Source organism: Janthinobacterium sp. BJB304 (assembly GCF_002735765.1).
Taxonomy (GTDB): domain Bacteria; phylum Pseudomonadota; class Gammaproteobacteria; order Burkholderiales; family Burkholderiaceae_D; genus Janthinobacterium.
This window is the reverse complement of the sequence record NZ_PDZN01000011.1, coordinates 33,768-59,905: the sequence shown is the minus strand read 5'-3', so window position 1 is coordinate 59,905 and position 26,138 is coordinate 33,768. Positions and strand designations below refer to the sequence as shown.

The 26,138-nt window shown below is 65.6% G+C and carries 25 protein-coding genes; 6 read left to right on the top strand and 19 right to left on the bottom strand.

Annotated features, from left to right (window positions below):
• Positions 1–39: 39 nt before the first annotated feature.
• Positions 40–366 (top strand): hypothetical protein, encoded by a 327-nt coding sequence (locus CSQ95_RS14690; RefSeq protein WP_099410041.1) that lies wholly within the window; start codon positions 40–42, stop codon positions 364–366.
• Positions 367–414: 48 nt separating this feature from the next.
• On the top strand, positions 415–1,644 hold the full coding sequence (locus tag CSQ95_RS14685) for a DUF2325 domain-containing protein (RefSeq protein WP_099410040.1): 1,230 nt from the start codon (positions 415–417) through the stop codon (positions 1,642–1,644).
• Between the two features lie 15 nt (positions 1,645–1,659).
• On the opposite strand, the gene CSQ95_RS14680 is transcribed toward CSQ95_RS14685, so the two are convergent.
• Genes CSQ95_RS14680 through CSQ95_RS14660 form a run of 5 tightly spaced genes read right to left on the bottom strand, consistent with a single transcriptional unit; the run spans position 1,660 to position 6,130 of the window.
• Complete coding sequence (locus CSQ95_RS14680; protein ID WP_099410039.1) at positions 1,660–3,024, bottom strand: sulfite reductase subunit alpha; 1,365 nt, start codon at positions 3,022–3,024, stop codon at positions 1,660–1,662.
• A 13-nt stretch (positions 3,025–3,037) separates the two neighbouring features.
• On the bottom strand, positions 3,038–4,066 hold the full coding sequence (locus CSQ95_RS14675; protein WP_099410038.1) for an FAD:protein FMN transferase: 1,029 nt from the start codon (positions 4,064–4,066) through the stop codon (positions 3,038–3,040).
• A gap of 26 nt (positions 4,067–4,092) precedes the next feature.
• Entirely contained in the window at positions 4,093–4,917 is an 825-nt protein-coding gene (locus CSQ95_RS14670; RefSeq protein WP_099410037.1) for a DUF4198 domain-containing protein, read from the bottom strand.
• Positions 4,918–4,929: 12 nt separating this feature from the next.
• On the bottom strand, positions 4,930–5,445 hold the full coding sequence (locus CSQ95_RS14665; protein WP_070221103.1) for a DUF2271 domain-containing protein: 516 nt from the start codon (positions 5,443–5,445) through the stop codon (positions 4,930–4,932).
• A 31-nt stretch (positions 5,446–5,476) separates the two neighbouring features.
• On the bottom strand, positions 5,477–6,130 hold the full coding sequence (locus CSQ95_RS14660; RefSeq protein WP_099410036.1) for a PepSY-associated TM helix domain-containing protein: 654 nt from the start codon (positions 6,128–6,130) through the stop codon (positions 5,477–5,479).
• Positions 6,131–6,393: 263 nt separating this feature from the next.
• Here CSQ95_RS14660 and CSQ95_RS14655 point away from each other — a divergent pair, with 263 nt between their 5' ends.
• Positions 6,394–6,891 carry a pyridoxamine 5'-phosphate oxidase family protein gene (locus CSQ95_RS14655; RefSeq protein WP_099410035.1) on the top strand — a complete coding sequence of 166 codons (498 nt, stop codon included), beginning with the start codon at positions 6,394–6,396 and terminating at the stop codon, positions 6,889–6,891.
• Positions 6,892–6,975: 84 nt separating this feature from the next.
• The gene (locus CSQ95_RS14650) at positions 6,976–7,584 is read left to right on the top strand and encodes a DUF2239 family protein (RefSeq protein WP_070221097.1); all 609 of its coding nucleotides are present in this window, start codon (positions 6,976–6,978) and stop codon (positions 7,582–7,584) included.
• 9 nt (positions 7,585–7,593) lie between these two features.
• On the opposite strand, the gene CSQ95_RS14645 is transcribed toward CSQ95_RS14650, so the two are convergent.
• The 13 genes from CSQ95_RS14645 to CSQ95_RS14585 all read right to left on the bottom strand — a co-directional run bounded on the left by CSQ95_RS14645 (position 7,594) and on the right by CSQ95_RS14585 (position 23,976).
• Positions 7,594–7,860: a hypothetical protein gene (locus CSQ95_RS14645; protein WP_070300427.1), complete on the bottom strand. Its 267-nt coding sequence runs from the start codon at positions 7,858–7,860 to the stop codon at positions 7,594–7,596.
• 194 nt (positions 7,861–8,054) lie between these two features.
• Entirely contained in the window at positions 8,055–8,435 is a 381-nt protein-coding gene (locus tag CSQ95_RS14640) for a KGG domain-containing protein (protein WP_099410033.1), read from the bottom strand.
• Positions 8,436–8,628: 193 nt separating this feature from the next.
• Positions 8,629–9,318 carry a ligase-associated DNA damage response endonuclease PdeM gene (pdeM, locus tag CSQ95_RS14635; protein WP_099410032.1) on the bottom strand — a complete coding sequence of 230 codons (690 nt, stop codon included), beginning with the start codon at positions 9,316–9,318 and terminating at the stop codon, positions 8,629–8,631.
• Positions 9,315–11,774, bottom strand: a complete 2,460-nt coding sequence (locus CSQ95_RS14630; RefSeq protein ID WP_099410031.1) for a ligase-associated DNA damage response DEXH box helicase — start codon at positions 11,772–11,774, stop codon at positions 9,315–9,317. Before CSQ95_RS14630 ends, pdeM begins: the two co-directional genes overlap by 4 nt.
• Before the next feature lie 7 nt (positions 11,775–11,781).
• Positions 11,782–13,422: an ATP-dependent DNA ligase gene (locus CSQ95_RS14625; RefSeq protein ID WP_099410030.1), complete on the bottom strand. Its 1,641-nt coding sequence runs from the start codon at positions 13,420–13,422 to the stop codon at positions 11,782–11,784.
• Entirely contained in the window at positions 13,415–14,455 is a 1,041-nt protein-coding gene (locus tag CSQ95_RS14620; protein ID WP_099410029.1) for a ligase-associated DNA damage response exonuclease, read from the bottom strand. The genes CSQ95_RS14625 and CSQ95_RS14620 overlap by 8 nt, the downstream gene beginning before the upstream one ends.
• A gap of 87 nt (positions 14,456–14,542) precedes the next feature.
• Entirely contained in the window at positions 14,543–16,234 is a 1,692-nt protein-coding gene (locus tag CSQ95_RS14615) for an ATP-dependent DNA helicase RecQ (RefSeq protein ID WP_099410028.1), read from the bottom strand.
• A gap of 106 nt (positions 16,235–16,340) precedes the next feature.
• A complete protein-coding gene (locus CSQ95_RS14610) occupies positions 16,341–16,739 on the bottom strand; it encodes an MAPEG family protein (protein WP_099410027.1) in 399 nt (132 codons plus the stop codon).
• 48 nt (positions 16,740–16,787) lie between these two features.
• On the bottom strand, positions 16,788–20,186 hold the full coding sequence (locus tag CSQ95_RS14605; protein ID WP_099410026.1) for a response regulator: 3,399 nt from the start codon (positions 20,184–20,186) through the stop codon (positions 16,788–16,790).
• Entirely contained in the window at positions 20,183–21,307 is a 1,125-nt protein-coding gene (locus tag CSQ95_RS14600) for a hybrid sensor histidine kinase/response regulator (protein ID WP_099410116.1), read from the bottom strand. Before CSQ95_RS14600 ends, CSQ95_RS14605 begins: the two co-directional genes overlap by 4 nt.
• A gap of 106 nt (positions 21,308–21,413) precedes the next feature.
• Entirely contained in the window at positions 21,414–22,022 is a 609-nt protein-coding gene (locus tag CSQ95_RS14595) for a chemotaxis protein CheB (protein ID WP_070312853.1), read from the bottom strand.
• A 1-nt stretch (position 22,023) separates the two neighbouring features.
• Entirely contained in the window at positions 22,024–22,848 is an 825-nt protein-coding gene (locus tag CSQ95_RS14590) for a protein-glutamate O-methyltransferase CheR (protein WP_200899269.1), read from the bottom strand.
• Positions 22,849–22,989: 141 nt separating this feature from the next.
• On the bottom strand, positions 22,990–23,976 hold the full coding sequence (locus CSQ95_RS14585; RefSeq protein ID WP_099410025.1) for an aldo/keto reductase: 987 nt from the start codon (positions 23,974–23,976) through the stop codon (positions 22,990–22,992).
• An 89-nt stretch (positions 23,977–24,065) separates the two neighbouring features.
• Between CSQ95_RS14585 and CSQ95_RS14580 the strand changes: the two genes are divergently transcribed.
• Together CSQ95_RS14580 and CSQ95_RS14575 are read left to right on the top strand one after the other, a co-directional pair.
• Positions 24,066–24,956, top strand: a complete 891-nt coding sequence (locus CSQ95_RS14580) for a LysR family transcriptional regulator (RefSeq protein ID WP_257218054.1) — start codon at positions 24,066–24,068, stop codon at positions 24,954–24,956.
• A 67-nt stretch (positions 24,957–25,023) separates the two neighbouring features.
• Positions 25,024–25,533 carry a GAF domain-containing protein gene (locus tag CSQ95_RS14575; protein ID WP_099410114.1) on the top strand — a complete coding sequence of 170 codons (510 nt, stop codon included), beginning with the start codon at positions 25,024–25,026 and terminating at the stop codon, positions 25,531–25,533.
• On the opposite strand, the gene CSQ95_RS14570 is transcribed toward CSQ95_RS14575, so the two are convergent.
• A complete protein-coding gene (locus tag CSQ95_RS14570) occupies positions 25,534–26,121 on the bottom strand; it encodes an O-methyltransferase (RefSeq protein WP_099410024.1) in 588 nt (195 codons plus the stop codon).
• Positions 26,122–26,138: the final 17 nt, after the last annotated feature.

Here is a 26,138-nt window from a genome sequence, read left to right as displayed (position 1 = left end):
GTGCGCGCAGCCAGCCAAACCACCGCACAGGAGTGTTTGATGGCGAACGAACGACCTTCCCCGATGTTTCCTTCCCCGCAAGGCCAGCAGCCTGAATTGCTGCTGTCGGCCGTGCTGCACCTGATGTCGCACTACCATGCGGACAGTCCCTGCGAGAAACTGGCCGCAGTCATCGAACGCCACCTGCAAGCGCTGGCCGGCTCGCCCGGCCTCGGCCCCGTGCTGCAAGCGACTTGTCAGCAACTGTCGCAGCAATGGGCCACTCTGGTGGCGCTGCACCGCCCCGCGCCGCCGAAGACCACCTTGCTCGAGCGCCTGGCGCGCAGGCTGAGCGCCAGGCGTCCTGCCTCGCCGCTGCCGCACTAATTTCTATTTCTCTTCCACCGCTGCCCCACCGCCCAACAGGATATCGCCATGTGTGACAAAGACCAGTCCCTGCCCGTCATCAGCAATTGCGCCCACGCCGACACGGAAACGGCCGCGCTCGCTTCGCGCCGCCGCCGGCTGTGGGAACTGTCGCATACCTGCCATTGCCCGCTGGTCGGCGTGGGCTTGCCCTTGGGCTATCTGCGCAAGCTGGTGGGCAAGATGACGGGCGGGCGCGTGCTGGCCGACGACTACGAAGTGCACGTGGGCGCCGTCACGGAATGCGGCGCGCGCAACCGCCTGTCCGAAGCACTGCAAAAGGAACTCGAACGCCGCTACGCTCCCGTGATCCTGCGCTTTCGCGGCGCCAAGACCACGGAACAGGTAGCGCAACTGTGGCGCACGGCCGTCGCCAACGGCGACGTGTCGGGCGCCTTCTGGGCCGGCCTGACGCACCCGCGCTGCGACGCCGAGCTGGAAGAGCAGATGTGCCGCGACTTGCACATGATCCAGCACCAGGCCGGCGCCTGCGTGCGCGCCGACATGGGCAAATTTACAGCCTTGCAGGAAGAAAACGCGCGCCTGACCCACGAACTGGCCAAGCTGCAACAGCGCAGCCAGGCCGCACTGACGGAAAAAACGGGCGAACTGGAACGCCAGGAAGCCGTGCTGCTGCGCACTCGGGCCGAGTCCATCGGCAAGGATAGCGTGATCGACGGCTTGCGCGCGGACCTGGCGCAATTGCAGGCGGCCATCCCGGCACTGGAATCGCGCACGCGCCTGGTCGAACGCCTGGCGCAAATGGATGAGCGCGAAAAGGAATTGCGCCAGCAAATCGCGGAATTGAAACAGGCCCAGCCGCGCCCAGCCGCCGCCGTGCCGCCACCGGCACCCAAGCTGGAAGTGCCGACCGGCGGCAAGCTGAAAATGCCGATCCGCCTCGTCGATCAAAGCGTCTTGTGCGTGGGCGGACGCAGCGGCAATGTCGCCACCTACCGCGCCCTGATCGAGCGGGTCGGCGCGCAGTTCGCCCACCACGACGGCGGCCTGGAAGACAATGCCAACCTGCTCGACTCGAGCCTGGCGGCGGCCGACCTGGTGATTTGCCAGACGGGCTGCATCAGCCACAGCGCCTACTGGCGCGTGAAGGATTATTGCAAGCGCACGGGCAAGCGCTGCGTCTTCATCGACAACCCCAGCATCTCCAGCCTGGCGCGCGGCTTGCAGGAAGTGAGCGGCGACATGGACACGGCGCCGCTGGCTGTGGTCCAGCCATAAGCAGTCGCTGCTGCATTAATACACGTCGCGCCGGTAGCGCCCTTCGGCCGCCAGCGCGTCGAGCGCGGGCCGGCCCAGTATCTCCTGCAGGGCCTGGTCGACGCCGCCCGCCATGCCGGCCAGGCTGCCGCAAATATAGATGGCCGCGCCCTGCTCCAGCCACAGCTTGACTTCATCGGCATTGCCGCGCAAGCGGTCCTGCACGTAGGTGCGCTCCGCCTGGTCGCGCGAAAACGCCAGGTCCAGGCGCGGCAAGTCGCCGCTGGCATGCCAGTGTTCAACTTCCTCGCGATAATGAAAATCATGGGCCGCGTTGCGTTCGCCAAAGATCAGCCAATTGCGCCGCTGCCCTGCCAGCACGCGGCTTTTCAGGTGGCCGCGCAAGCCGGCGATGCCGCTGCCGTTGCCGATCAAAATCAATGGCCGCTGAGCATTGTCTTCCAACCGGAAGCGCTTATGCTGGCGCAAGCGCAGCTGCACCACGTCGCCGACCTTGGCCTGCGCCGTGAGCCAGCCCGAGGCCAGGCCCAGGCTGCCGTCGGGATGCGCATGCTGGCGCACCAGCAAGTGCACGCCGCCATCGCGCGGAATCGAAGCGATCGAATATTCGCGCGGCTGCGAGGGGTCGGCGGGCGCCGTCACCTGCACCAGGTCGCCCGACTGCCAGTCAGGCAAGCTGCCGGCCACGGGCGCCAGTTCCACGTGATAGATGGCGCCGCCCGCGCTGCCCGGGTTGAGCAGCTGCCTGTGCGTCAGGCGCCAGTCGCCGAAGGCGGGGGCGCTCCAGTCGGGCGCGTCGCTGGTGCCGGCCAGGTGGCTCAGATGCTGGAACCACTGCTCGATGCTGACGCTGGCGCTGCGGTCGACTTCGATGCGCTCGAACAGGCGCGAGGCGCCCTGCGCCGCCAGCCAGGCATCGAGCGCGCGGCCGAAACCGCAAAACTGGCCATAGCTGCGGTCGCCCAGGGCAAGCACGGCGTAATGCAATTGCGGCAGCGCCAGCCCGCCCGTCATCAGGCGGCCCATGAAGGCGGCCGCATTGTCGGGCGCATCGCCTTCGCCATAGGTGCTGACCAAAAACAGAGTCCGTTCGGCTTGTTGCAGATCAACGGCCGTGACTTCGGCAAGCGTGCACAGGCGCACGGGGATGCCGGCCAGTTGCAGGCTCTGCGCCGTTTGCGTGGCCAGTTCCTCGGCATTGCCCGTCTGGCTTGCATACGTCACCAGCCAGGCGGGACTGTTTGCCAGCGCCGCCTTGGCGGCGGCGGACGCGCGGCGCCTGGCGCGCGCGCGCAGCCAAGGCGCCAGGCACACGCCCGCGTAGCTGAGGGACAGGGCGGCCAGCAAGGCCAGCCGCGTCGTATCGTGCGTAAAAATCATGGGAAATAAATCTTCATTCGTCGAGCATGGCCAGCATGTGGCTGCTCAGCGTTTCGTGAAAGCCAGGGCCGTCGCGCTGCAGGAAGCGCGCGGCCAGGCCCTGCTCTTCGGCCAGCGCCATGCCGGCCTCGACACCGAGCACGGTCAGGGCCGTCGACCAGGCGTCGGCCGCCATGCATTGTTCATGCACGACGGTGACGGAAGCGAGTTGATTGGCTATCGGCATGCCGCTGCGCGGATCGATGGTGTGCGAGAAACGCGCCGTGCCATCCTGGAAGAAACGCCGGTAGTCGCCCGACGTCGCCACGGACAAGCCGTGCAGCGCCAGCAGCATTTCCGGCGGATCTAGATCCGCGTCGGCGCCATCGACCTGTTCCAGCATCACCCACCATGGCTGGCCGTCGGGCTTGCTGCCGGCGCCGCGCAGCTCGCCGCCCACTTCGACCAGGTAATGGCCGATGCCCTGGCTGTCCAGATAGCGCGCCAGGCGGTCCACGCCATACCCCTTGGCGATGGCCGATAAATCGAGCTGCAAGCCGCCGGGCTGACGCGCGCGGCGGGCCGGCAAGTCCAGCTCCAGGCGGCGGCGCTGGCGTTGCGACAGCAGCAAGGCCACCGTCTCTTTGTTCGGCGGCAGAAAACCGGGCTCGTCGTAGCGATGGCGGGGGCCGAAGCCCCACAGGTTGACGAGGGCGCCCGCACACGGGTCGTATGCGCCACCGGACGCCTGCGACACGTGCATGGCAAAGCCCAGCACCTCGCAAAAGGCGGCGGGCAGGCTGTGCCAGCTGCCGGGTTCGGCCCGGTTGAAGCGGCCCAGGTCGGACTCATCGCTCCAGTGACTCATTTGCGCCACGACCAGGTCCAGCTGCTGCTGCAAGCCCTGCTGCAGGTCGGCGCTGCCGGCGCGTCCCGGCATGGCGGATTCGAGCAGGCGCACCGACCAGCTGGTGCCCATGCTCAAGCCGCGCAAGTCCCGGATCGCGGCGCCGGGCGGCGCGGCCTGATCGGAAATATGCTGCGGCAGCAGGACCCGGCGCATCGGCGAGCTCGTGACGATGCCGCCGCTTACTGCGGCAGCACTTCCACGGTGGCCGCGTACGTCATGCGGCGCTCCGGCATGGCTGGCGGCTGGCCGGCCACGGCCGGGGCAGCCGCTGGCCAGGTGCTGCTCAGGTAATACATGCCGGCGGCCGGCACGGTGAACGTGATCTCGCCCTTGGCATCGGTGCTCTGGCGGATTTCCCCCAGCACGCCACGGTAGCGCACGCCGCCTGGCACCAGGCTGAAGGCCTGGTTCGCGGCCGGCTTGCCGTCGACCAGGAAGCGCCACGTGGCTTTTTCGCCTGCGCGCAAGTCGTTCGGATGGGTCACCGGCACGAATTCCAGGCCCACGCCCGTCGGCTTGAACACTTCCGTGCTGGTTTCGCCATTGCTGAAGAAAGTTTCCAGGCGCGCTGCCGTGCGCGTGATTTTCAGCTCTTGCGCGTCGGCCGGCACTTCCTTCTTGAACGTCTCTTCATTGCCGCGGAAACGCTTCTGCTCGCCATTGAGCTTGTAGCTGCCCATCACGTTTTGCGACACGATGGCCGCTTTATACGTGCCCGGCTTTTCCATTTTTACGTCGAAGACGCTGCGCAAACGGCCCGTGACCGTGTTCGCCGGCGTGACCTTCGCGCCATCCGGACCGATGACTTGCAGCGCATCCAGGCGCAGCGGCTGGTGGTCGATCTCGAACAGGCCGTCGGAGACGGCAGCGTCCACCGTCACCCAGGCGTCCTTGCTTTCCACCATCGTGCTCGATGGCACCATCCAGCCCCGGTGGGCGTGGGCATTCATGGCCAGGCCGGCCAGCGCCAGGGCGATCAGCGGTTTATTCAGTTGCTTCAACATGGTAGAGGCGCCTTAAGGTTTGAGTTGGACGACGACATTGCCGAGTTCTTCCTTGCCCTTGCCAGGAACGGACTGGGCCGATTTCAGCGGCCACTGGAACGGCACGCGCACCAGTTCGCGTCCGCCCGCTTCGCGTGCCGCTTCCACGACCACCTGGTATTCGCCGGCCGGCAGCTTGTCGAGCAAGGCCTTGGCACCGGGGAAAGTCAGAGTATGTTCGCCGGGGGCGCGCGTGGCGCCGCTGACGCCGTCAACGGGCATGGCCAGGTCGCGGCCGCTCTTGCGCCACCATTGGCGCATGTCCTTCAGCCATTTTTCACCGGCCTTGTCCTTCTTTTTCACGTCATACAGCACGGCCAGGTTGCCAACGACCTTCTGGTCCGCCGTTTCCAGCCACGCCGCCACGTAAGGACGGTGGTATTCCGCCACGTTCAGTTGCGGCAGTTCAATCTTGAGGGACAGGTCGGCAGCCATCGCCGACGTACCGATCAGGGGAAGGCCAAGCGCCAGGGAGTAGCGTAATTTCATGGTGTGCCTGTAAAAAGGAAAAATAAAAACATCAGTGGATAAACAGCAAGGCGATCGCGCAAGGTATCAGGATACCGAGGCCCACCATCGGCCAGGTAAATGGCCGGTTGGCCGCGTGGAACTTCAAAATCAATAACCCCGTCAGGCAAAACACGATGCAGGCGCCGGCAAAGATGTCGATGAACCAGCTCCACGCCACGCCCGTGTTGCGGCCCTTGTGGACATCGTTGAGCCAGGACACCCAGCCCCGGTCCGTCAATTCATATTCAGCGGCCCCGTCTTCGAGGCCGATGCGCACCCAGGCGTCGCCGCCCGCCTTGGGCAGCGGCAGATACACTTCGTCGACCGACCATTCGGCGGGACGCCCGCCCGCATTGAGCGACCATTGCTGCCTGAGCCAGGCTTCGGCGGCGGCCGGCATCGGCGCATTGGTGCCATCGTGCTTGGCGGCATACGCGGCCAGTTCCGTGAGGAGGGGCGCCGGCAACTGCGCCTGCTGGCGCGTGATCGCCGGCTTGGCTTCGATCTGGCCGGCGTGGTTCAGGGTGATGCCGGTAATGGCGAACAGAAACATGCCCAGCAGGCAAAGCGCCGAGCTGATCCAATGCCATTGATGCAAGTTCTTCAGCCAGACGGCGCGGCTGGCGTTGTTCCTGGCCTTGTCTGCGGCGCCCGCACTATGCATGCTCCGCTCCCGGCAAGGGGCGGGCCAGCTGGCGCGACAAGTCAGTGTGCTTCATTCCCATCCTTCAATCAAAGTGCATGCTTATATTTTCAAACAAATGATAATGATTATCATTTATTAAGTCAATACATGGGGCGCCCCGCCGGGCCAGCGTTTTGTAACAGCTTTGAAACAAAGCTGGCCTACTACGTAAGCTGCCGTACAGAGCCGCTTGCAGCAAGCACCTATGCTTGTTGTTCAGGACAACCAACAAGGGAGCACCCATGCAATCGTATTCCAGCGAACAACTGGCCAGCATCGCGGCCAAGATCAAGGATGTCAAATTCGGCATGCTGACCACCAGCGACGACATGCGCACCCTCACCAGCCGGCCGCTGACGCAGCAGCAGGTCGATAACGAGGGGCAGATCTGGTTCTTTGTTTCCGACGAGGCCAGCTACACGCGCGACTTGCTGAACAATCCGCAAGTCAATGTCAGCTTCGTCGACACGGGCGACAGCCTGTATGTATCCGTCTGCGGCCACGCGCAGTTGCTGAAGGACCGTGCCAAGGCGGAGGAATTGTGGAATCCGCTCGTGAAAGCCTGGTTCCCGGGCGGGCTCGACGATCCGAAGCTGTCGCTGATCAAGGTGACGATCCAGTCGGCCGAGTATTGGGATAGCAGCGCCAGCAAGATGATGCAATTCTATGAAATGGCCAGGGCCGCCATCACGGGCGAGCCGCCGAAAGACATGGGCGAACACGGCCGGGTCGATCTGTAGCAGGCTCACCCTATTTTACCCGGGCAATATTGACTTTCAATTTAACCCGGGTAAAATTGCCTGCATTCCCCATGGAGGCAAGACATGCATACCCCCGCACCACCTCAGCTCACCGCCTTCGCCGGCAAGCGAAAAGTCGCCGCCGGCCCTTTACATGCGCTTGCGCAAACACTGAAGGAACTGGTGACGCGCGATCCCGATGCGCAGATCCTGATTTTCGACGACGCCAGCGGCAGCCAGGTCGACCTGAACCTGCATGGCAGCCTGGCCGAGGTGCTGCAGCGCCTGCCTCGCGCAGCAACGCCGGCGCCGCAGGACGACGCTCCCGCCCCCGCACGCACGGCAGGCCGCCCGAAGCTGGGCGTCGTGGCGCGCGAAATCACTTTGCTGCCCCGTCACTGGGAATGGCTGGCAACGCAGCCGGGCGGCGCCTCCGTCGCCTTGCGCAAACTGGTGGAACACGCGCAGCGCGGCAACAAGCTGCACGATGAGCAGCGCCAGGCACGCGAAGCGGCCTATAAAGTCATGAATGCGCTGGCCGGCGATGCGCCAGGCTTCGAGGAAGCGAGCCGCGCCCTGTTCGCCGGCAAGCAAGCAGCGTTTCTCGCATGCGTACAGGAATGGCCAGCGGACGTGCGCGAACACGTCTTGCAGCTGGCCCGGCGCGGGTGGCTTGAGAGTGAAGAAAGTTAGGCGGCCAGATCAGACGCCCGTACTGCCCGTGGTGTCGGGCGCATCGTCGGCGCTCTGCCGGCTCTGCCCGGCGGAGCCGGACTGGTGATGGGGCAGGCGGTCGGCGCGCCGCACCTCGCCGATGGAAAACAGATCGTCGCCGATATCGAGCCCTTGCTCGCTATCGACCAGCACAAAGTTCTCGGCAGAATCGGCCGTACTTTGCTTGTTGCCTGCCACGGACGGCGTGCCGCCCTGGCTATTGCCGGCTTGCGGCGTGGTGGAGTTGCCCATCATCTTCTCCCTGATCGTGAATGCGATTTGACTGCGTTGACTGCGCATAGGCCGTGGCCGGCGCAGCTATTTCATCATAGTCCATGCCTGCTGCGTTGCATCAAAATTTTGCGGCAGCCAAATAAGCGTGGCCCTGACCTGCGGCGTGCCTGCTTCCCGCTGGCCAGGACCACTTGCAACTTGCTACTCAGCTGGCGCTACTTGTTGCGCGACCCGGAGCTGGAACCGGACCCGGACCCGGAACCGCCGCTTTGCTTGTTGCCACTGTCACGGTTGCCCTCCTGGTTCATGCTGGCGTTATCGCGCGAACCGCTGGAGCTGGAGGCGCTTTGCCGGTTGGCATCGTTCTTGTGGCTTTGGCTGCCTGCGCGGCGGGCCTCTTCCGACGTGAATTCATGGGCCGTGCCTTTTTCATGCGCGGCACGTCCGCCTTCGCTGGCGATTTCGCGCTGCTGGGCGGGGTCCATGGAAGCGAAACCCCGCTTGCTGGTATCGCTTTGCTTGCTGCCGCCGCTGCCGCCGCTGCTACTGCTACTGGTTTTACTACCTTGCTGTTTATTGTCGCTCGATGTGGCCATGATGATCTCCTTGATCGATGGAATCGGAAACAGTGCAAACCATGCAATTCTTCCCCCTCGCATGGCAAGGGAACCGTCATCTTAGTGCGCACATGGGGCACAAGAAATAGGAGGATGGCAAGAGCGCATGTAGGATGAGTCCCGCCTACGGTGGCACAGTTACTTTCAGTTTTCCACCAAAAGTATCTGACACTCAGCAGTTGGCGGGCAGCGGAAAAATCGCCGCGTCGGCCGTCACGTACACGCGCTCAGCTGCGCCTGGCCGCACCGCATGGCCGCCCGTGAAGGCGCCAAACGAGGGCAGGATGGCGCGCTGCTGGCCCAGCAGGAAACACGGCAGGCGCAAGCCGCCGCCGTGCGCTCCGCTCCCTTTGGCGCGCAAGTGAAACACGGGATGCACATGGCCCGCCAGCACATAGCCGGGCGCGACGGTGTCAGGGTGATGGCAGAACGACAGCTTGCCCACCTGGTGCGGCTCGTCCACCATGCGGATGCCCAGCGCGGCGGCCGGATCGCCCGCATGCGCGTCGTGGTTGCCGCGCACCACCGTCAGGCGCACGTCGCGATGACGCATGCGCCAGGCCAGCATGGCCGCCACGGTGGCGGCCGCATGGGCGGCGCGCGCGTGCAAAAAATCGCCGAGGAAGACGATTTCCTCGCAGGCGTAGCTGGCCAGCAAGGCGTCGAGTGCCAGCAGGTTTTGCGTGGTAGTGCCGCGCGGCACAGGCACGCCCAGCGCGCGAAACGCCGCCGCCTTGCCGAAATGGATGTCGGCAACGATCAATATCCTGCGCGCCGGCCAGTACACGGCCTTGTCCGCCAGCAGCCAGACCAGCTCGCCGGCCAGCTCCACCGCGCAGTGCGCCCGCTCCTGTCCCTTCATGCGGCTGCCTTTTCCAGCGCCAGCACCAGCCGCGCCACCCGGTCCGACAGTTTTTCCGTCGTCAGCTGTTCGCGGAAGCGCTCGACCATCAGGCCGAAGGCAAATGGCGAGGCGCGCTCCAGCGCTTGCAGACTGAGGCTGCGTCCATGCAGTTCGCGCAAGGTGGCGCGCAGGCGCGTCAGTTCCAGTTCCTGCTCCAGCACTTCGCGCTGCGCCTGCGTGAGCAGCAAATTGGCCGCGTCGTGCTTGCGGAACACCTCGAAAAACAGCGAAGACGACGCCTGCAGCTGGCGCGCGCTTTTCGGCTGGCCCGGATAGCCCTGGAACACGAGGCCGGCGATGCGGGCGATTTCGCGGAAGCGCCGCTGCGACAGTTCCGTCGCGTTCAGGCTGGCCAGCACGTCTTCGAGCAAGTTGTCCGTGCTGAACAGGGCAATATCGGCGCCGCTGGCGGCCGTCAGCAGCGGCGCAAAATCGATATCGTCCGCGCCCAGCAATTCAAAGCCGTAATCGTTGACGGCGATCGACAAGGTGGCCGGCTGCACGCGCGCGATGCGATAGGCCAGCAGGGACGCCAGGCCCAAGTGCACGGAGCGGCCCGCGAACGGATACACGAACAGGTGATGGCCTTCGCGGCTGGACAAAGTTTCCAGCAGCAGGCTGGCGCGCGTGGGCAGGCTGGACCATTTCTGCTGGATGGCCAGCAGGGGCGCCAGCGCGCGCATTTCCGGCCCGCTGGCTTTCCCTTCCTGCGCCAGCTGCAGCTGGTCCAGCACGGCATGCGCCAGCTCCGACGACAGCGGCATCTTGCCGCCCTGCCAGCGCGGCACGGCACCGCGGCTGCCCGTGGCGCGCCGCACGTAGGCCGTCATCTCATGCACGCGCACGAATTCCAGGATACGCCCGCCAAACAGAAAATGGTCGCCCTGCTTCAGGCGCGCGATGAACGATTCCTCGATGCTGCCGATGCGCGCCCCGCCGAGGAATTTGACCTGGATCGCCGCTTCCGAGACGATGGTGCCGATGCTCATGCGGTGGCGCCGCGCCAGCGCCACGTCCGGCACGCGGTAGATGCCTGCATCGTCGGGCAGCACTCTGCGGTATTCCGGGTACACGGTGAGGCTTTGCCCGCCGCGCGCGACGAAGTCGAGCGCCCATTGCCACTCGTCCGGCGTCAGGTGGCGGTACGACCAGGCCGCGCGCACTTCGCGGTACAGGGCCGGCGAGTCGAAACCGCCGCCCAGCGCGATCGTCACCAGGTGCTGCACCAGCACGTCGAGCGGCTTGTCCGGCACGGGCCGCGCTTCCAGGTCGCCCAGCGCCAGGGCAGCGCGGGCGGCGGCCGCTTCCAGCAATTCCAGGCTGTTGGTGGGCACCAGGGTGACGCGCGAAATGCGCCCCGGCGCGTGGCCGCTGCGCCCCGCCCGCTGTACCAGGCGCGCGATGCCCTTCGCGCTGCCCACCTGCAGCACCCGTTCGACGGGCAGGAAATCGACGCCCAGGTCCAGGCTGGACGTGCACACGACGGCTTTCAGCTCGCCCGTCTTCAGGTGCTGCTCGACCCACTCGCGCACTTCGCGGTCCAGCGAACCGTGGTGCAGGGCGATCAGGCCCGCCCAGTCGGGGCGCGCGTCGAGCAGGTGCTGGTACCACAGCTCGGCCTGCGAACGCGTGTTGGTGAACACCAGGGTGGTGGCGCTGCCCTCGATCTCGGCGATCAGCGGCTGCAGCATCTGGATGCCCAAATGCCCGCCCCAGGGAAAGCGCGTGGGATTGACGGGAATCAGACTGTCGACAAGGATGCGCTTCCTGACTTTACCTTCGACCAGCACGCCGGCGTTTTCCTCGCCCAGCAAGACGTCCTGCGCCTGCCGCAGATTGCCCAGGGTGGCCGACAAGCCCCACGTCATCAGCTTGTCCTGCCAGCGGCGCAGCCGGGCCAGCGCCAGCTGCACCTGCACGCCGCGCTTGCTGCCCATCAATTCATGCCACTCGTCGACGATCACCGTTTCCAGCAGGCTGAAGCGTTCCTGCGCGTCCGCCTGGCTCAGCATCAGGGACAGGCTTTCCGGCGTCGTGACGAGCACCTCGGGCCACGCTTTCGCCTGCCGCGCCCGCTGCGCGGCGCTCGTATCGCCCGTGCGCGCCTCGATGCGCCAGCCGGGCGCCAGCGTTTCGCCGGACGCCTGCAGCGCACGCACGGTGTCGGCCGCCAGCGCCCGCATGGGCGTGATCCACAGCACGCGCAAGCCCTGCTTCCTGCCCTTGCGCGCCAGGCGCTCGGCGCGCAGCAAGGCGCCGAACCACACGGCATACGTCTTGCCGGACCCCGTACTCGCATGCAGCAAGCCCGATTGCCCCTGTGCGGCGGTGCGCCAGACGGCGCGCTGGAAAGGAAAGATCGTCCAGCCGCGCCCCGTGAACCACGCATCGATGCGCTGCGCCAGCGTGCTCATTGCCTGCTCATGCGGCGCCCGCCAGCATGGCCTTCAGGGTGGCCAGGGTGTCGGCGTCGGCGACTGTCTTGTCTTCGCGGCGGCGCAGGATGCGGGGGAAGCGCACGGCGATGCCCGCCTTGTGGCGGCTGGACGCGGCGATGCCCTCGAAGCCGATCTCGAACACCATCGTCGGCTGCACGCTGCGCACGGGGCCGAATTTTTCTATCGTCGTCTTGCGGATGGCCGCGTCGACCTGCCCGATCTCGGCATCCGTCAAGCCCGAATACGCCTTGGCGAACGGCACCAGCTTACGCTCCCCCTGCCCGCCCTCCTCCACGTCATCCCACACGGCGAACGTATAGTCCGTGTACAGCGACGCGCGGCGGCCATGGCCCGCCTGGGCGTAGATCAGCACGGCGTCGATGGCATACGGATCGATCTTCCATTTCCACCACGTGCCCACGTCTTTCGTGCGGCCCACGCCATATGCGGCCGACACGGCCTTGAGCATCAGGCCTTCCACGCCGCGCGCGCGCGATTCCTCGCGGATGGCGGCCAATGCCTCCCAGCTAGCCGCGTCAACACGCGGCGACAGGCGCAACGCGGGAGAGTGCACGCCGGCCACCACGCTTTCCAGCAGCGCGCGCCGTTCCAGCTGGGGCAGCTGGCGCACGTCCACGCCATCGAGTTCCAGCACATCGTAAGCCACCAGCACGGCGGGCAGCTCGGCCAGCAACTTGGGCGAGACCGTTTTACGGCCCATCCGTTGCTGCAAATCGGCAAATGGCGCCGGCACGTCGCCCGGCTGCCAGATGAGGATTTCGCCATCGAGCACGGTACCCTCGGGCAAGGCCAGCTGCGCCAGTTCCGGAAAGCGCTCCGTGATCAATTCCTCGCCGCGCGACCACAGCCAGTTCACGCCATCGCGGCGCAGCAGCTGGGCGCGCATGCCGTCGTATTTCCACTCGGCCAGCCAGCCGCCGATGTCGCCCAGGCTTTCCGGCCCCGCCTGCAAGGGATGCGCGAGGAAAAACGGATACGGCTGGCCGCCGCGCAGCGCATGTTCGCCGTCCGACTGCGCGGCGATCAGCTTCAAGAATCCCGCGCCCGTGGGGTTGACCTTGCCATCGGTCCAGCCCATCAGGCGCTGGGCGATCAGCTTGCTGTCGACGGCGGCGATCGATGCCAGCGCGCGCGTCACCAGCAGTTTTGAGACGCCCACGCGAAAGCCGCCGCCGATCAGCTTGATCAACAGAAAACGTTCGCGCGTTTCCAGCTCGTCCCAGTACCCCAGCAGGGCGTCGCGGATGGCGTCGGGCGCCGCGCCGCGCAACGGTGCGATGCGCTGCTCGACCCACTCGGCCAGGCCGACGTCGCTGCGTTTGGCGGGTGCGGGCAGGATCAGGGCGATGGTTTCGGCCAGGTCACCCACGGCGTGATAGGCCTCGTCGAACAGCCAGGCATCGAGGCCCGCCCGTTCGGTCGCGTATTCGCGCAGCAATCTGGTGGGCACGGCCTGGCGCGGCTTGCCGCCGGCCAGGAAATACACAGCCCAGGCCGCGTTCTCGGGCGAAGCGCCGCGAAAATAGGCTTGCAGCGCCGCCAGCTTGCGGCTGGTGGAGGTCGTCTCGTCGAGTTCCGCGTACAGCCGGGCAAAGTCACGCATGGCTGACGTCCTCCGCCGCCGAGGACGCAGCCGGCGCACCGTCATCGGCCTCGTCATCGCCGTATTCCGTCTCGAAGCCGCCCGCCTGCCAGCCGTTCTGCTGCAGCCAGCGCACCATGACGGGAATCGAGCCATGCGTGACGATGATGCGTTCGGCCTGCGTGGCCGTGATCGCTTGCATCAGGCCGGGCCAGTCGGCATGGTCGGACAGCACGAAACCCCTGTCCACGCCGCGCCGCCGGCGCGCGCCGCGCAGCAGCATCCAGCCGCTGGCAAACGCATCGCTGTAGTCGCCGAAGCGCTTCATCCACGGCGAGCCGGCCGCCGATGGGGGCGCGATCACCAGCGCCGTTTTCAATGCAGCCTTGTCCGCCACCTCGCCCACCATCACGGTGGCGGGCAAGGCCACGCCCGACTCGCGGTAGACCTGCGTCAGGGCTTGCGCCGCGCCATGGCAGATGATGGGGCCGATGCTGGCATCGAGGCCCGCCAGGATGCGCTGCGCCTTGCCGAAGGCATAGCAGAACAGCACGCTGGTGCGCCCTTCGGCCGCATTCCTGCGCCACCACTGGTTGATGTCGTCGTAGATTTCCTGCGGCGCCTGCCAGCGGTAGATGGGCAGGCCGAAAGTCGATTCCGTGATGAAGGTGTCGCAGCGCACGGGTTCGAACGGCAGGCAGGTGGGGTCGGGCTGCAGCTTGTAGTCGCCCGACGCCACCCACACTTCGCCGCCATATTCCATGCGCACCTGTGCCGAACCGAGCACGTGGCCGGCCGGCTGCAGCGACACCTGCACGCCGTGGTGTTCGATGGTCTCGCCATACGCGAGTGCCTGGACGGACACGGGGCCCAGACGCGCGCGCAGCACTTGCTCACCGGGAGCGGCGCACAGGTAATGCCGGTGTCCGACCCGCGCATGGTCGGCGTGCGCATGCGTGATGATGGCGCGCTCGACGGGGCGCCACGGGTCGATGTAGAACTGACCCGGCACACAGTACAAGCCTTCCTTGCGCACCACTACCATGTCTGCCATGCCCTGCTCCCTGCGTTGACACGCGTTGGAATGGGCTGATTCTAGCGCTCTTGCGCCAGATCATCTGTCAGACAGCGCACACTGGGTTCACGCCGGTGCGACAAACTCGGCCATGAAGGTGCGCGTGGTGTTTTCCGGAAAGGCAATCGTGACCTGGTCGCCCGCCACCGACAGCACGGTACCGATCTGGTAGCGGGGCACGCGCACGCGGCTGCCGACGGCGATCTGGGGCGCAGGCGGCGGCGATGGCGCTTGGGACGGGACCGGGGGCAACTCGTCGAGGGAAATGGGCGCGGCCAGCGCGGGCGGCGACAGGCAATTGTCGCAGGTGCAGCAGCGCTCGAAATCGCCGGCATCGACAAAGTAATCGAGCAGCAGTTTCCAGCGGCACAAGCCGCTTTGCGCATAGGCCACCATTTGTTCGAGCGCCTGTTTGTCGCGCTCCTGCTTGTCGACGTAGATCTGCGCCAGCTGCGCATACGAGGGCGAGCTGGCCGAAGGCGCTTTCAGGCTGTAGCCCAGCTTGCGGTCCTGGCGCAGCAGCTTGCCGTCTTTCAACAGTTTCAGGCATACCTTCAGGTGGCCGTCGGAAAAATCGGGCAGGCTGGACGCCAGCGCAGCGAAAGCAAACGTGGCCGGCAATTCTTGCGCTGCCGCCACGATGGCGGCCAGTTCCTCGGCCGTGGGATAGTGCTTCGCCAGAAAAAATTGCTGGACCCGCTTGTCTTCCTGGAAGTACAGCAAGGTGCAGTCGGCGGGCAAGCCGTCGCGCCCTGCGCGGCCCGATTCCTGGTAATACGCTTCCAGGTTGGCCGGCACCTGCAAGTGGATGACGAAGCGCGTGTCGGGCTTGTCGATGCCCATGCCAAACGCGTTGGTGGCCACCATGATGCGGCGCTCGCCGCCCATGAACAAGTCCTGGTGGTGCTTGCGCTCGCGCGCCGCCAGCTTGCCGTGGTAGCAGGTGACGCTCTCGCCCAACGCTTCCAGCCGCGCCGCCAGGTCTTCGACGGCCTTGACGGTGGCCGCGTACACGATGCCCACGCCCGGCGTTTCGCGCAGCAGGCGCAGGACTTCGTCCTGTTTTTCTCCCGCATTCGTGACCTGGATCACTCGGTAGCGCAAATTGGCGCGGTAGATGCCGGTATTGATGACGTTCAGCTTGCGCGCTTCGAGTTGCGTATCGATATCGTCCATTACTTCCCCGGTGGCCGTGGCCGTCAACGCCAGCACGGGCGGGCGGCCCAGCGCGCGCAGGGCGGCCGCGATGTCCAGGTAGGCGGGACGGAAGTCGTGGCCCCACTGGGAAATGCAATGGGCTTCATCGATGACGACCAGGCTGGGCGGCGTGCCGGCCAGCAGCGACAGGAAGGCGGTATTGGTGAGGCGTTCCGGCGTACAAAAGATGATGAGTCTGCCGCCCTGGGCGATGCGGCCGATGGCGTCGTCTTCCTCGGCGCACGACAGGCTGCTGTTGAGCTGCACGGCCGTGATGCCCAGTTCGTGCAGCTTTTCCAGCTGGTCCTTCATCAGAGAAATCAGCGGGGACACCACCACGGTGGCACCCGGCAACAGAGCGGCGGGCAGCTGGTAGCACAGCGACTTGCCGCTGCCCGTGGGCATGATGGCCAGGGTGTCGCGTCCGGCCAGCACGCTGTCGATGACGTCCTGCTGGCCCGCGCGCAGCCGCGCCACGCCAAATACGGCGCGCAGCAGACGCTGGATCTTGCGCTGGCGGGCGCTGCCCGCTTCGTTCACTGCAGAAATGGTAGTCGCCATCGTGGTCCGGTCCCTCACATGCCGGCGCCAGTCGCCAGCTTGCCGCCACTTTACGGCCGGGTCTGGCGTACGACCATAGGACGGCTGCTACAGCCAGCGTAGGAATTCAGGAAGCGAACAGGATGGCCCAGAACAGCATCAGCAGCCCGGCAATCGACACGCACCACACGAGCGTACGCACGACGGGCACGCCGAACGCGTACAGGGGCAGATACAGTACGCGCGCGGCCAGATACAGGGCGGCGCCGTACAGGGTCAGCGCGCTTTCCTGCGCCGTCACGTGGGCGATCAGCACGGCGGCGGCAAACAGAGGCAGGGTTTCGAACAGGTTCGCCTGGGCACGCTGCAAACGGCCCGTGATCTTGCCCACGGGCGGCCCGTCGCCGTCGCGCGCGCTCACGTTATAGGCCGTGCCTGTTTCGCGCGTGCGGAACAGCGCGGGCAGCAGGATTTGCACCAGCGCCAGCACCAGGGTACCGGCCAGCATCGTCAGTTCAGGGGTCATGCCTTACCTCTAGGTGTGAGACGGGCGGGCCGAAGCGGCGCGTGCCCGTCAAGGTTGGTCGAGTGCCGCTTGCAACTCCATCAAATCATAGGGCTTGCGCAAGACACTGGCGGAAAAACCCAGCTCATCCATCGATTCCTTGCCATAGCCCGTGGAAAAGATGATGCGCATGGCCGGTTTATCGCGCAGCACCATGCGTGCCAGCGCGATGCCGGACATGCCGGGCAGGCTGACATCCGTAAACAGGATATCGAAGTCTTGCTCGTTGAGCAATTTCCACGCCGCCTCGCCATCGGACACGCCGCTGACCGTATGGCCCAGCATGCCCACCAGTTCGCACACCATCAGCTGCGAATCGAGGTTGTCTTCCACCACAAGTATTTTCATCGATGTCGGCATGTCCCCCTGCGGTTCCGGAGCATGGCCCGTCAAGTCCAGTCCCGGCGTGTCACTTCCCAGCAAGCTGGCCGCCGCGCTGCCGGTCGGCAGGATGCCGGCCACCGGCGCGCCGGACCGTTCAAACTGGCGCGCACGCATTTGCTGCTGGCGGTTGGCCAGTACATGACGCAGCTTGCGTGCCAGCTCTTCGCGCCGGTACGGCTTGCTGAGCAATTCCACTCCCGCGTCGAGACGCCCCTCATGCACAATGACATCCTGCGCGTAGCCCGACGTAAACAAGACGGCGATATCGGGCTGCAACTCGCGCGCCTGGCGCGCCATCTCCGTGCTGCTGACGGGACCGGGCATGATGACGTCCGTAAACAGCAAGTCGATCTGCGCGCCGCTATGCAGCACGGCCAGCGCGCTTTCGCCATCCTCGGCCTTGAGCACCTTGTAGCCCAGCGCGCCCAGCATATCGACCACGGTGGTGCGCACGCCCACGTCGTCTTCCACTACCAGCACGGTTTCCGTGCCGCCCGTGACGACGCCGCTCAATTCCAGTTCCTCGTCCGCTTCGGCCATCAGGGAACGGGGCAAATAGATTTTGACTCCCGTGCCCACGCCAGGTTCACTGTAAATGCGGATATGGCCGCGGCTTTGCGTGACGAAGCCATACGCCATCGACAGGCCCAGGCCCGTGCCCGCGCCTTCCGGCTTGGTGGTGAAGAACGGCTCGAACGCGCGCTGCAGCACGGCGCCGCTCATGCCGCGGCCCGTGTCCGTCACCGACAGCATCACGTACTGGCCCGCCGGCACGTCGACCAGATTGTGCACATACTGTTCGTCGAGCACGACGTTGCCCAGTTCGATCGTCAGCTTGCCCACGCCATCCATGGCGTCGCGCGCATTGATGGCCAGGTTGAGGATGACGTTCTCGATCTGGCTGCGGTCGACCAGGGTATTCCACAGCCCGCCGCCGCCCACCAGCACGATGTCGATCGCTTCGCCCAGCGCGCGCCGCAGCAGCGCATCCATGTTGCGCACCACGCGGGCCAGGTCGGCCACCACGGGTTTCAACGGTTGACGCCGCGCAAAGGCCAGCAGGTGCGACGACAATTTGGCGCCCCGCTCGACGGCGGCAATCGCCGTGTCCAGGCGCTGGCGCATGAGGCCATCCGTGCCCGCCAGATGCTGCAGCAAGTGCAAATTGCCGGAAATAATTTGCAGCACATTATTGAAATCGTGCGCGATGCCGCCCGTCAACTGGCCCACGGCTTCCATCTTTTGCGCCTGGCGCAACGCGTCTTCGGCCTTGGTGCGCTCACCGACTTCCTGTTCGACCCGGTGCTCGAGCGTTTCGTTCAATTCATGCAGCGCTTTTTCCACGCGGCGCCGGTCCGTGATGTCCGTCTTGACGGCGATCAGTGAACGCGTATGACCCTGCTCATCGACGAGGCGGCTGACATTGCTCGACACCCACACTTGCGTGCCGTCGGGCTTCAGGTAGCGCTTTTCCAGCGAAAACGACTCGCCCGTTTCCACCAGACGCTGGAACAGCACGTTGTTGCCGGGCACGTCCGCCGGATGCATGATGTCGTTCATGTTCAGGCTCAGCAGTTCCTCGGCGGAACGCCCCAGCATGCAGCACAGGGCACCGTTGACCCTCTGGAAACTGCCATCGAGGCCCAGCTCGGACAAGCCCACCGAGGCCTGGCCGAAAATGGCCGCCATACGCTCCTGGCTGGCGTTGAGTTCGTCCTCGATCTGGCGCCGCTCCGTCACGTCGAACGACACGCCCACGTAGCGGCGCTGGCCCGGCATGCGGCCGGCCACCACCTCGCCCTGGCGAGCGATCCAGCGCAGCGCGCCATCGGCGGGGCGGCGGATGCGGTACTCGACGTATTCGAGGGGATTGGGCGCGACGTCAAGCTTGCTCGGTCCGACCTTTTGCTGGTCGCGCGCATCAACCAGGCTCACCAGCAGGCGTTCCGTCACTTCCACCTCGTCGGCAATGCCCCACAGGCGGCGGAACGTGCGCGACACCACCATCGCGCCCGTCTCGGGGAACCATTCGAAGGTGCCGATGCCGCCGGCCTGCTGGGCCAGGCGCAGCCGCTCCTCGCCTTCCATGCGTTCGGTCACGTCGATGCCTTCGACGAGGATGCCCGTCACCACGCCCTCTTCATCCTTGATGGGCTGGTACACGAAATCGATCTGGCGCTGGCCCGTCTGCCCGTCCGCCGCCTGCAAGTCCACCTTCACCTGGCGCCCCTCGTAAGGTTCGCCCGTGCGGTAGACCTGGTCGAGCAGCTCGATGAAACCTTGTTCCTTGACTTCAGGCAAGGCCGCTTCGACTGTCTTGCCCAGCACATCGCGGTGCCCGACCAGACGCAGATAATGCTCGTTCGCCAATTCGAACACGTGCTGCGGCCCGCGCAGCAGGGCCATGAAACTCGGCGCCTGCTGGAACAGGGCGCGCAGCAGCGCCCGCTCCTCGCCCAGGCGGCGGTTGGCCGCGCGCACGGCCTGGCTCTCGGCCTGCAAGGTGGTGTTGAGTTCGCCCAGCTCGGCTGTGGCCAGCCTCAGCTGGCGCCCCTCCTCCATGCGCGCCGTCAATTCCAGCGCCGTGCACAGCACGCCGTCCACCTGGCCGTCGGCGCCATGCACGGGCGTGTAGAACAGGTCGAAACAGACGTCCGTGCGCTGTCCGCCGCGCAACAACGGCAAACAGCATTCGCGGTGCACCTGCGTCTCGCCGCGCAGTCCCGCTTCGAGGATGCGCGCGTTCCAGTCCCAGATTTCCGGCCAGATGCCCGGCACCGTGCCGCCAAGCGCCGCCGGATGGCGCTCGCCTGCGATCTGGATGTAGTCGTCGTTGTAAATCATGACGTGCTGCGGGCCCCACATCAGCACCATCGCCATGGGCGAATTGAGCACGATGTCGACACTGGTGCGCAGATGGGCGGGCCAGCCATCGACGGCGCCCAAGCTGGTGGCGGACCAGTCGCGCTGGCGCACCAGTTCCCCCATGCTGCCGCCGCCGCGCGGCCAGGCTGGCGCGCTCATGTCGCCCGTCCCGCTTGCACGCACACCTGGCACTGGCGCGGAATGCGCACGGTCGCCAGCGTGCCCTGCGCGGCCGTCGAACTGAGCTCGAGCGTGCCGCCGTGGGCCTTAACGAACATGTTTGCCGTGTACAGGCCCAGTCCCAGGCCCTGCCCCGTCCGGCGCTTTTCGCCCGCCTGCTGGAACGGTTCGAACAGGGTCGGCAGCAAGGTGGCGGGAATGACGCCACGATTGGCGATGCGCAATTCAATACTGCCGGCGTCCCGTCCGTCGAAGGCCAGTTGCACGGGCGCGCCCGGCTCGCCATGCGTGATGGCATTGTTTAACAGATTCGAGATGACTTGCGACAGCAGGCCCGCGTCGCATTGCCCGTGCAGCTCGCCCACGCTGCTAACCTCGACCAGCGGCGCCTGACCGGCCGTCTCGCATTCCTCGACGATGGCGCGTGCCAGCGCCAGGTAGTCGTGCATGCTGCCGCGCAACTCCATCGTGCCGGAACGGATGCGCGCCAGGTCCAGCAACTGGTCGACCATGCGCGCCATGCGCTTGGCGCTGCTTTCGATGCGCTGCGCCGTGACGATCACCTTCGGGTGGTCGCTCATCATCGGCAACAGCATGGCGCCGTTCATCACCACCGACAAGGGCGTGCGCAAGTCGTGCCCCAGCACGGCCGTGAACAGTTCATTCAGGTGCAGCGCATGCTTGAGTTCGTCGAGCTGGGCCGACAATTCGCGTTTCTGCTGGTAGAGCTGCACCAGCACCGCCACCTTGCTTTGCAAGGCTTTCACGTCGATGGGCTTGTAGAGAAAGTCGACGGCGCCCGCCTCGTAGCCGCGGAAACTGTAGCTCGGCTCGCGCGACGCGGCCGTGAGGAAAATCAGGGGGATGCTGCGGGTGCGCTCGCTGCCGCGTATCAGCTCGGCCAGCTCGAAACCATCCATCTGCGGCATTTGCACGTCGATCAGGGCCAGCGCCACTTCATGCGTCAACAGCAGTTCCAGCGCTTGCGCGCCCGAGCTGGCCTTCAGGATGACAATGCCGGGCCGCGCCAGCACGGCTTCGGCGGCGACCAGGTTTTGCGCGATGTCGTCAACGACGAGGATATGAATAGGGGCGGTCACGGAATCATCTTCAGGCATCGCAACGGCAAGACGCCATCGTGTTTCGATATGGACATAAACATTGTTTCAATTCTCACATATATTACACGCACTACACTATTCCCATTCACTTGTGTTCGCCATCGCCGAGCAATGCCAGGCTGGCAGCCATTTGCGGCAAATCGAGCACGCGGTCGGCGCCGGCCAGCTTGAGCGCGGCGGCCGGCATGATGCCACAACTGGCCCGCTGCGGGTCTTGCACCCAGGCGCTGCCGCCCAGCTGCCGCACCCGCGCCAGGCCTGCCGCGCCGTCGGCCGAGGCGCCCGTCAGGATGATGGCCAGCATGGCGCGCCGGTAGGCATACGCAGCCGTTTCCAGCAAGACATCGATCGATGGGCGCGAAAAATACACGGGCGCTTCCTGCGATAGGGAAAAACAGCCATCGGATTCGACTTGCAGGTGGTAGTCGGGCGGCGCGAAATACACGACGCCGGGCTGCAGCGGTTCCTTGTCCTGCGCTTCGCGCAAGGGCAGCTGGCAACGTTCCGCGTACAGCTGCGGCAACTGGCTCGAGCGACCCGGCGCCAGGTGCAGCACCACCACCACGGCCGCGCGGCAGGTGGCGGGCAAGGCACGCAGCACGATGCCCAGCGCTTCCACGCCGCCGGCCGAAGCGCCGATGGCGATCAGGCGCAGGCCGGCCGGCGGTGGCGCGACGTCGGAGCTCGGCAGCATGTCAGGCACGCTGGAAGATGCGTTCGGCCGGGCTCAGCTCGTTAAAGCTGTCCGCATGGCGGCTGAAATGCAGGCTTTCCTTCATGCCCAGACCCAGGAAGCCCCGGTTCACCAGCGCTTCGTGGAACAGGCCCAGGCTGCGGTCCTGCAAATCTTTATTGAAATAAATCATCACGTTACGGCAGGAAACCATGTGCACCTCCGAAAACACGCTGTCCGTCGCCAGGCTGTGGTCGGCGAAAACGAACTGGCGCCGCAAGCGCCGGTCAAAGATGGCGCCCTTGTAGGCGGCCGTGTAATAGTCGGACAGCGAGCGCTTGCCGCCCGCCAGCTGATAATTCTCGCTGAACTGGGCGATGCGCTCGACCGGATAGATGCCCGCTTCCGCGGCGGCCAGCGCTTCCACATTGATGTCGGTCGCATAAATCATGCTGCGCTCGAGCAAGCCTTCCTCTTCCAGCAAGATGGCCAGCGACCACACCTCTTCGCCGCTGCTGCAGCCGGCTACCCAAATCTTGATCGAAGGATAGGTGTGCAGGATGGGCACGACTTTTTCGCGCAAGGCGCGGAAATACGCGGGATCGCGGAACATCTCGCTCACCTGCACCGTAAAAAATTGCAGCATCTGCGCGAACATGGCCGGCTCGTGCAAGATGCGGTCCTGCAATTGCGACAGGCTGGCGCAGCCGAAGCGCTCCATGGCCTGACGCATGCGCCGGCGCAGGGAAGCCACGGAATAATCGCGGAAATCGTGCTGATAGCGCAGCAATATTCCCTCCAGCAATAATTTCAGTTCTATATCGAAAATATCGTCATCTAACAACATCCACCTCATCGGATACCTGACCGTTGAACACGGTGCAACGCGCACCGTGCAGTCACTGCCAAATGCTAGCAGATCGTCGCCGATTATCCCGCAGGAAAAGCGTCAGTTAGGTACGCTGGCGTACGCTAGGGACACTTTTTTTCAGGCATCCACGCCCTTCATGCCCTCCTCCGTATAGCGCGCGCCCGCCGCCATGCCCAGGGGAAAGGCCGCGTTCATCGCCGCCAGCTCCGCCCCGTCCAGCCGCACGGCCAGCGCGCCCAGGTTGTCGTGCAGGTAGGCGATGCGCTTGGTGCCGGGGATGGGAATGATGTCGTCGCCTTGCGCCAGCAGCCAGGCCAGCGCCAGCTGGGCCGGCGTGCAGCCTTTGGCGCGCGCGATGTCCCTGACCTGCGCGACGATGGCCTGGTTATGCGCCAGGTTGTCGGCGGCAAAACGGGGATTGAAGTGGCGGAAATCTCCCGCGTCGAGACTGGCCGCATCGGCGATGGCGCCCGTCAGGAAACCGCGCCCCAGCGGGCTGTAGGCAAAGAAACTGGCGCCCACGTCGCGGCAGGCGGCCAGCACGCCCTGCTCCGGCTCGCGCGTCCACAGCGAGTATTCGCTCTGCACGGCCGCCACGGGGCAGAGCGCCGCCGCGCGCCGCAAAGTGGCGGCGCTCACTTCGCACAAGCCCACGGCGCGAATTTTTCCTTCTTGCAGCAATTGCGCCAGCGCTCCCATCGACTCTGCCAACGGCGTGTCGAGGTTCAGACGGTGCAGGTAAAACAGGTCGATGCTCTCCACGCCCAGGCGCGCCAGCGACGCCTCGCACGCCTGGCGGATGTAGGCGGGGGAATTGTCGACGCGGCGCGCATAACTGCCCGGCTCGCGCGCCAGGCCGCACTTCGTGGCGACCAGCGCCTGGCCTGGGTGGCGCGCCAGGAAACGTCCCAGCAATTGCTCGTTGTGGCCGAAACCGTAGGCGTCGGCCGTGTCGAACAGGGTCACGCCCGCCGCCAGGGCCGCTTCCAGGGTGGCCATCGATTGCGCCTCGTCCGTGGCACCGTAAAATTCCGACATGCCCATGCAGCCCAGGCCCAGTGCCGAACTGTTCAAGCCGCTATTACCGATCCGTCGTTGTTGCATGCTGCTCTCCTCATGTGTTGACTCGATGCAGCCAGTCTAGGCCGTGCCGGCTGGCGGGGGAATGCGCGATTTCGTGATACCTTTCTGGTATGAGAGCCCTCGACACCCACGCCCTGACCCTGTTTTGCGCCGTTGCCCGCTGCCTGAACTTTCGCCAGGCGGCCGAGCAATTGCACATGACCCAGCCGCCCTTGTCGCGCGCCATCAAGACACTGGAAGAAAAACTGGGCGCGCGCCTGTTCGAGCGCGACACGCAGGGCGTGGCCTTGACGCAGGCGGGCCGCACCCTGCTGCCGCAGGCACTGCACATCCTCGATTTGCTGGAGGTGGCGCAAACGTCGCTGCAGCGCGATGCCGTCCCGGCGCGCCTGCGCCTGGGTCTGACCAGTTCCGTCGCGGCCGGCCTGTTCCGTCCGCTGCTGGCGGCGCTGGAGGCGCAAATGGGCAATGTCCGGCTGGAACTGACGGCGGCGCCGTCGCCGCGCCTGGTGGCTAGCGTGCGCAAGGGCCAGCTCGACGCGGCGCTGCTCGCTTTACCCAGCGCCACGTTCGAACTGGCCGTGCAGCCGCTGGCGCGCCAGCCCATGATGCTGGCCCTGCCCGCCGGGCACCGGCTGGCGAAGAAGCGCAAGCTGGGCCTGTCTGATATCGCGCAGGAATCCGTCTACTGGTTCGAACGGGCGCGCCAGCCCGCCTTCTTCGACCATTGCCAGCAAGTGTTTCGCCGCCATGGCTTCGCGCCCGCCTTCCTGCGCGAAGCGCCCGACCACCATGTGCTGCTCGGCGACGTGGCGGCCGGCAAGGGCATGGCGCTGCTGGCCGACTCGTTCCGCGCGCTGCGCCTCGCTGGCGTGGCCTACCGGCCATTGCTGGAGGGCGAGGAACTGGCGGCCGGCATCGGCCTGGCCTGGCGGAAAGAGCACGGCCATGCGGCCCTGCCCCTGCTGCGCCGGCTGGCGCAACAACATCTGACAAAGTGAAGGCTGCGCGCGGATGCGCCAGACGCGCTACCATAGCGCCTTCCCCATTTTGCGCCCCACCACGACCATGACGTTTACCCTCAACGACGCCGCCTACGCCACCGATACCCCCGCCGCCAAGCAAGCCATGTATGCGGACCTGCGTTCGCAGCTGCAAGGCTTGCTGTCGGGCGAAACCGACTTCATCGCCAATACGGCCAACTTCAGTTCGCTGGTCTTCCACACGATGCCGGGCCTGAACTGGGCCGGCTTTTATTTCCTCAAGGGGGAGGAACTGGTGCTGGGACCGTTCCAGGGCAAGCCGGCCTGCATCCGCATCAAGAAGGGCCGCGGCGTATGCGGCACCACCGTGGTCGAAGGCAAGTCCATCGTCGTGCAGGACGTGCACGCTTTTCCCGGCCACATCGCCTGCGACGTCAATTCCCGTTCGGAACTGGTCGTGCCCGTGTTTGCGCACGGCCAGATCGTCGGCGTGTTCGACCTCGACAGTCCTTTGACCGGCCGTTTCGATGACGTCGACGCGCAAGGCGTCGAATCGCTGGTGCGCGTGCTGGAAGCGGCTATCGTCGCTGAATAATCAGTTGCCGGACTTGACGGCGATGAATTCGCCCTTGCCGACAGTCGCCAGGCACGCCGTGTAGCGGCTGTCGGCGCGGATGGCGTCAAGGAACTGCGCCATGTCCGCGTAGTGCGAACTGGCGTTGTCGACCACCAGCACGCCGCCGGCCGCCAGCACGCGGTCCAGCTGCGGCCACCACTGTTCGTATTGCTGGCGCGCGGAATCGAGGAAGATGAAATCGTAGGCGCCGTCCGCCGCATCGCGCAGCACGTCGCCCGCGTCCGCCAGCAGCTGACCGATCACGCCCTGCAATTGCGCGCGCACAAAGTTGTCGTGCGCCATGTCGAACTTGTCCTGCGCCTTTTCCACCGTCACCACGCTGCCACCCAGCGCCTGCGCCGCGCGCGCCAGCCACAGGGTCGAGTAACCGTTCGAGGTGCCGATTTCCAGCACCCGGCGCGCGCCGCGCGCGTGCACGAGCACGGCCAGCAATTCGCCCGTATCGCGCGTGATGTTGAGCATGCGGCTGGCGCGTTCCGTGTGCGCCGCATCGTTGCTGCTGCCGAAGGCTTCGAGTTCGCTCAACAGGGTATCAATGTCCGGCATGATGGCTCCTTGTGAAA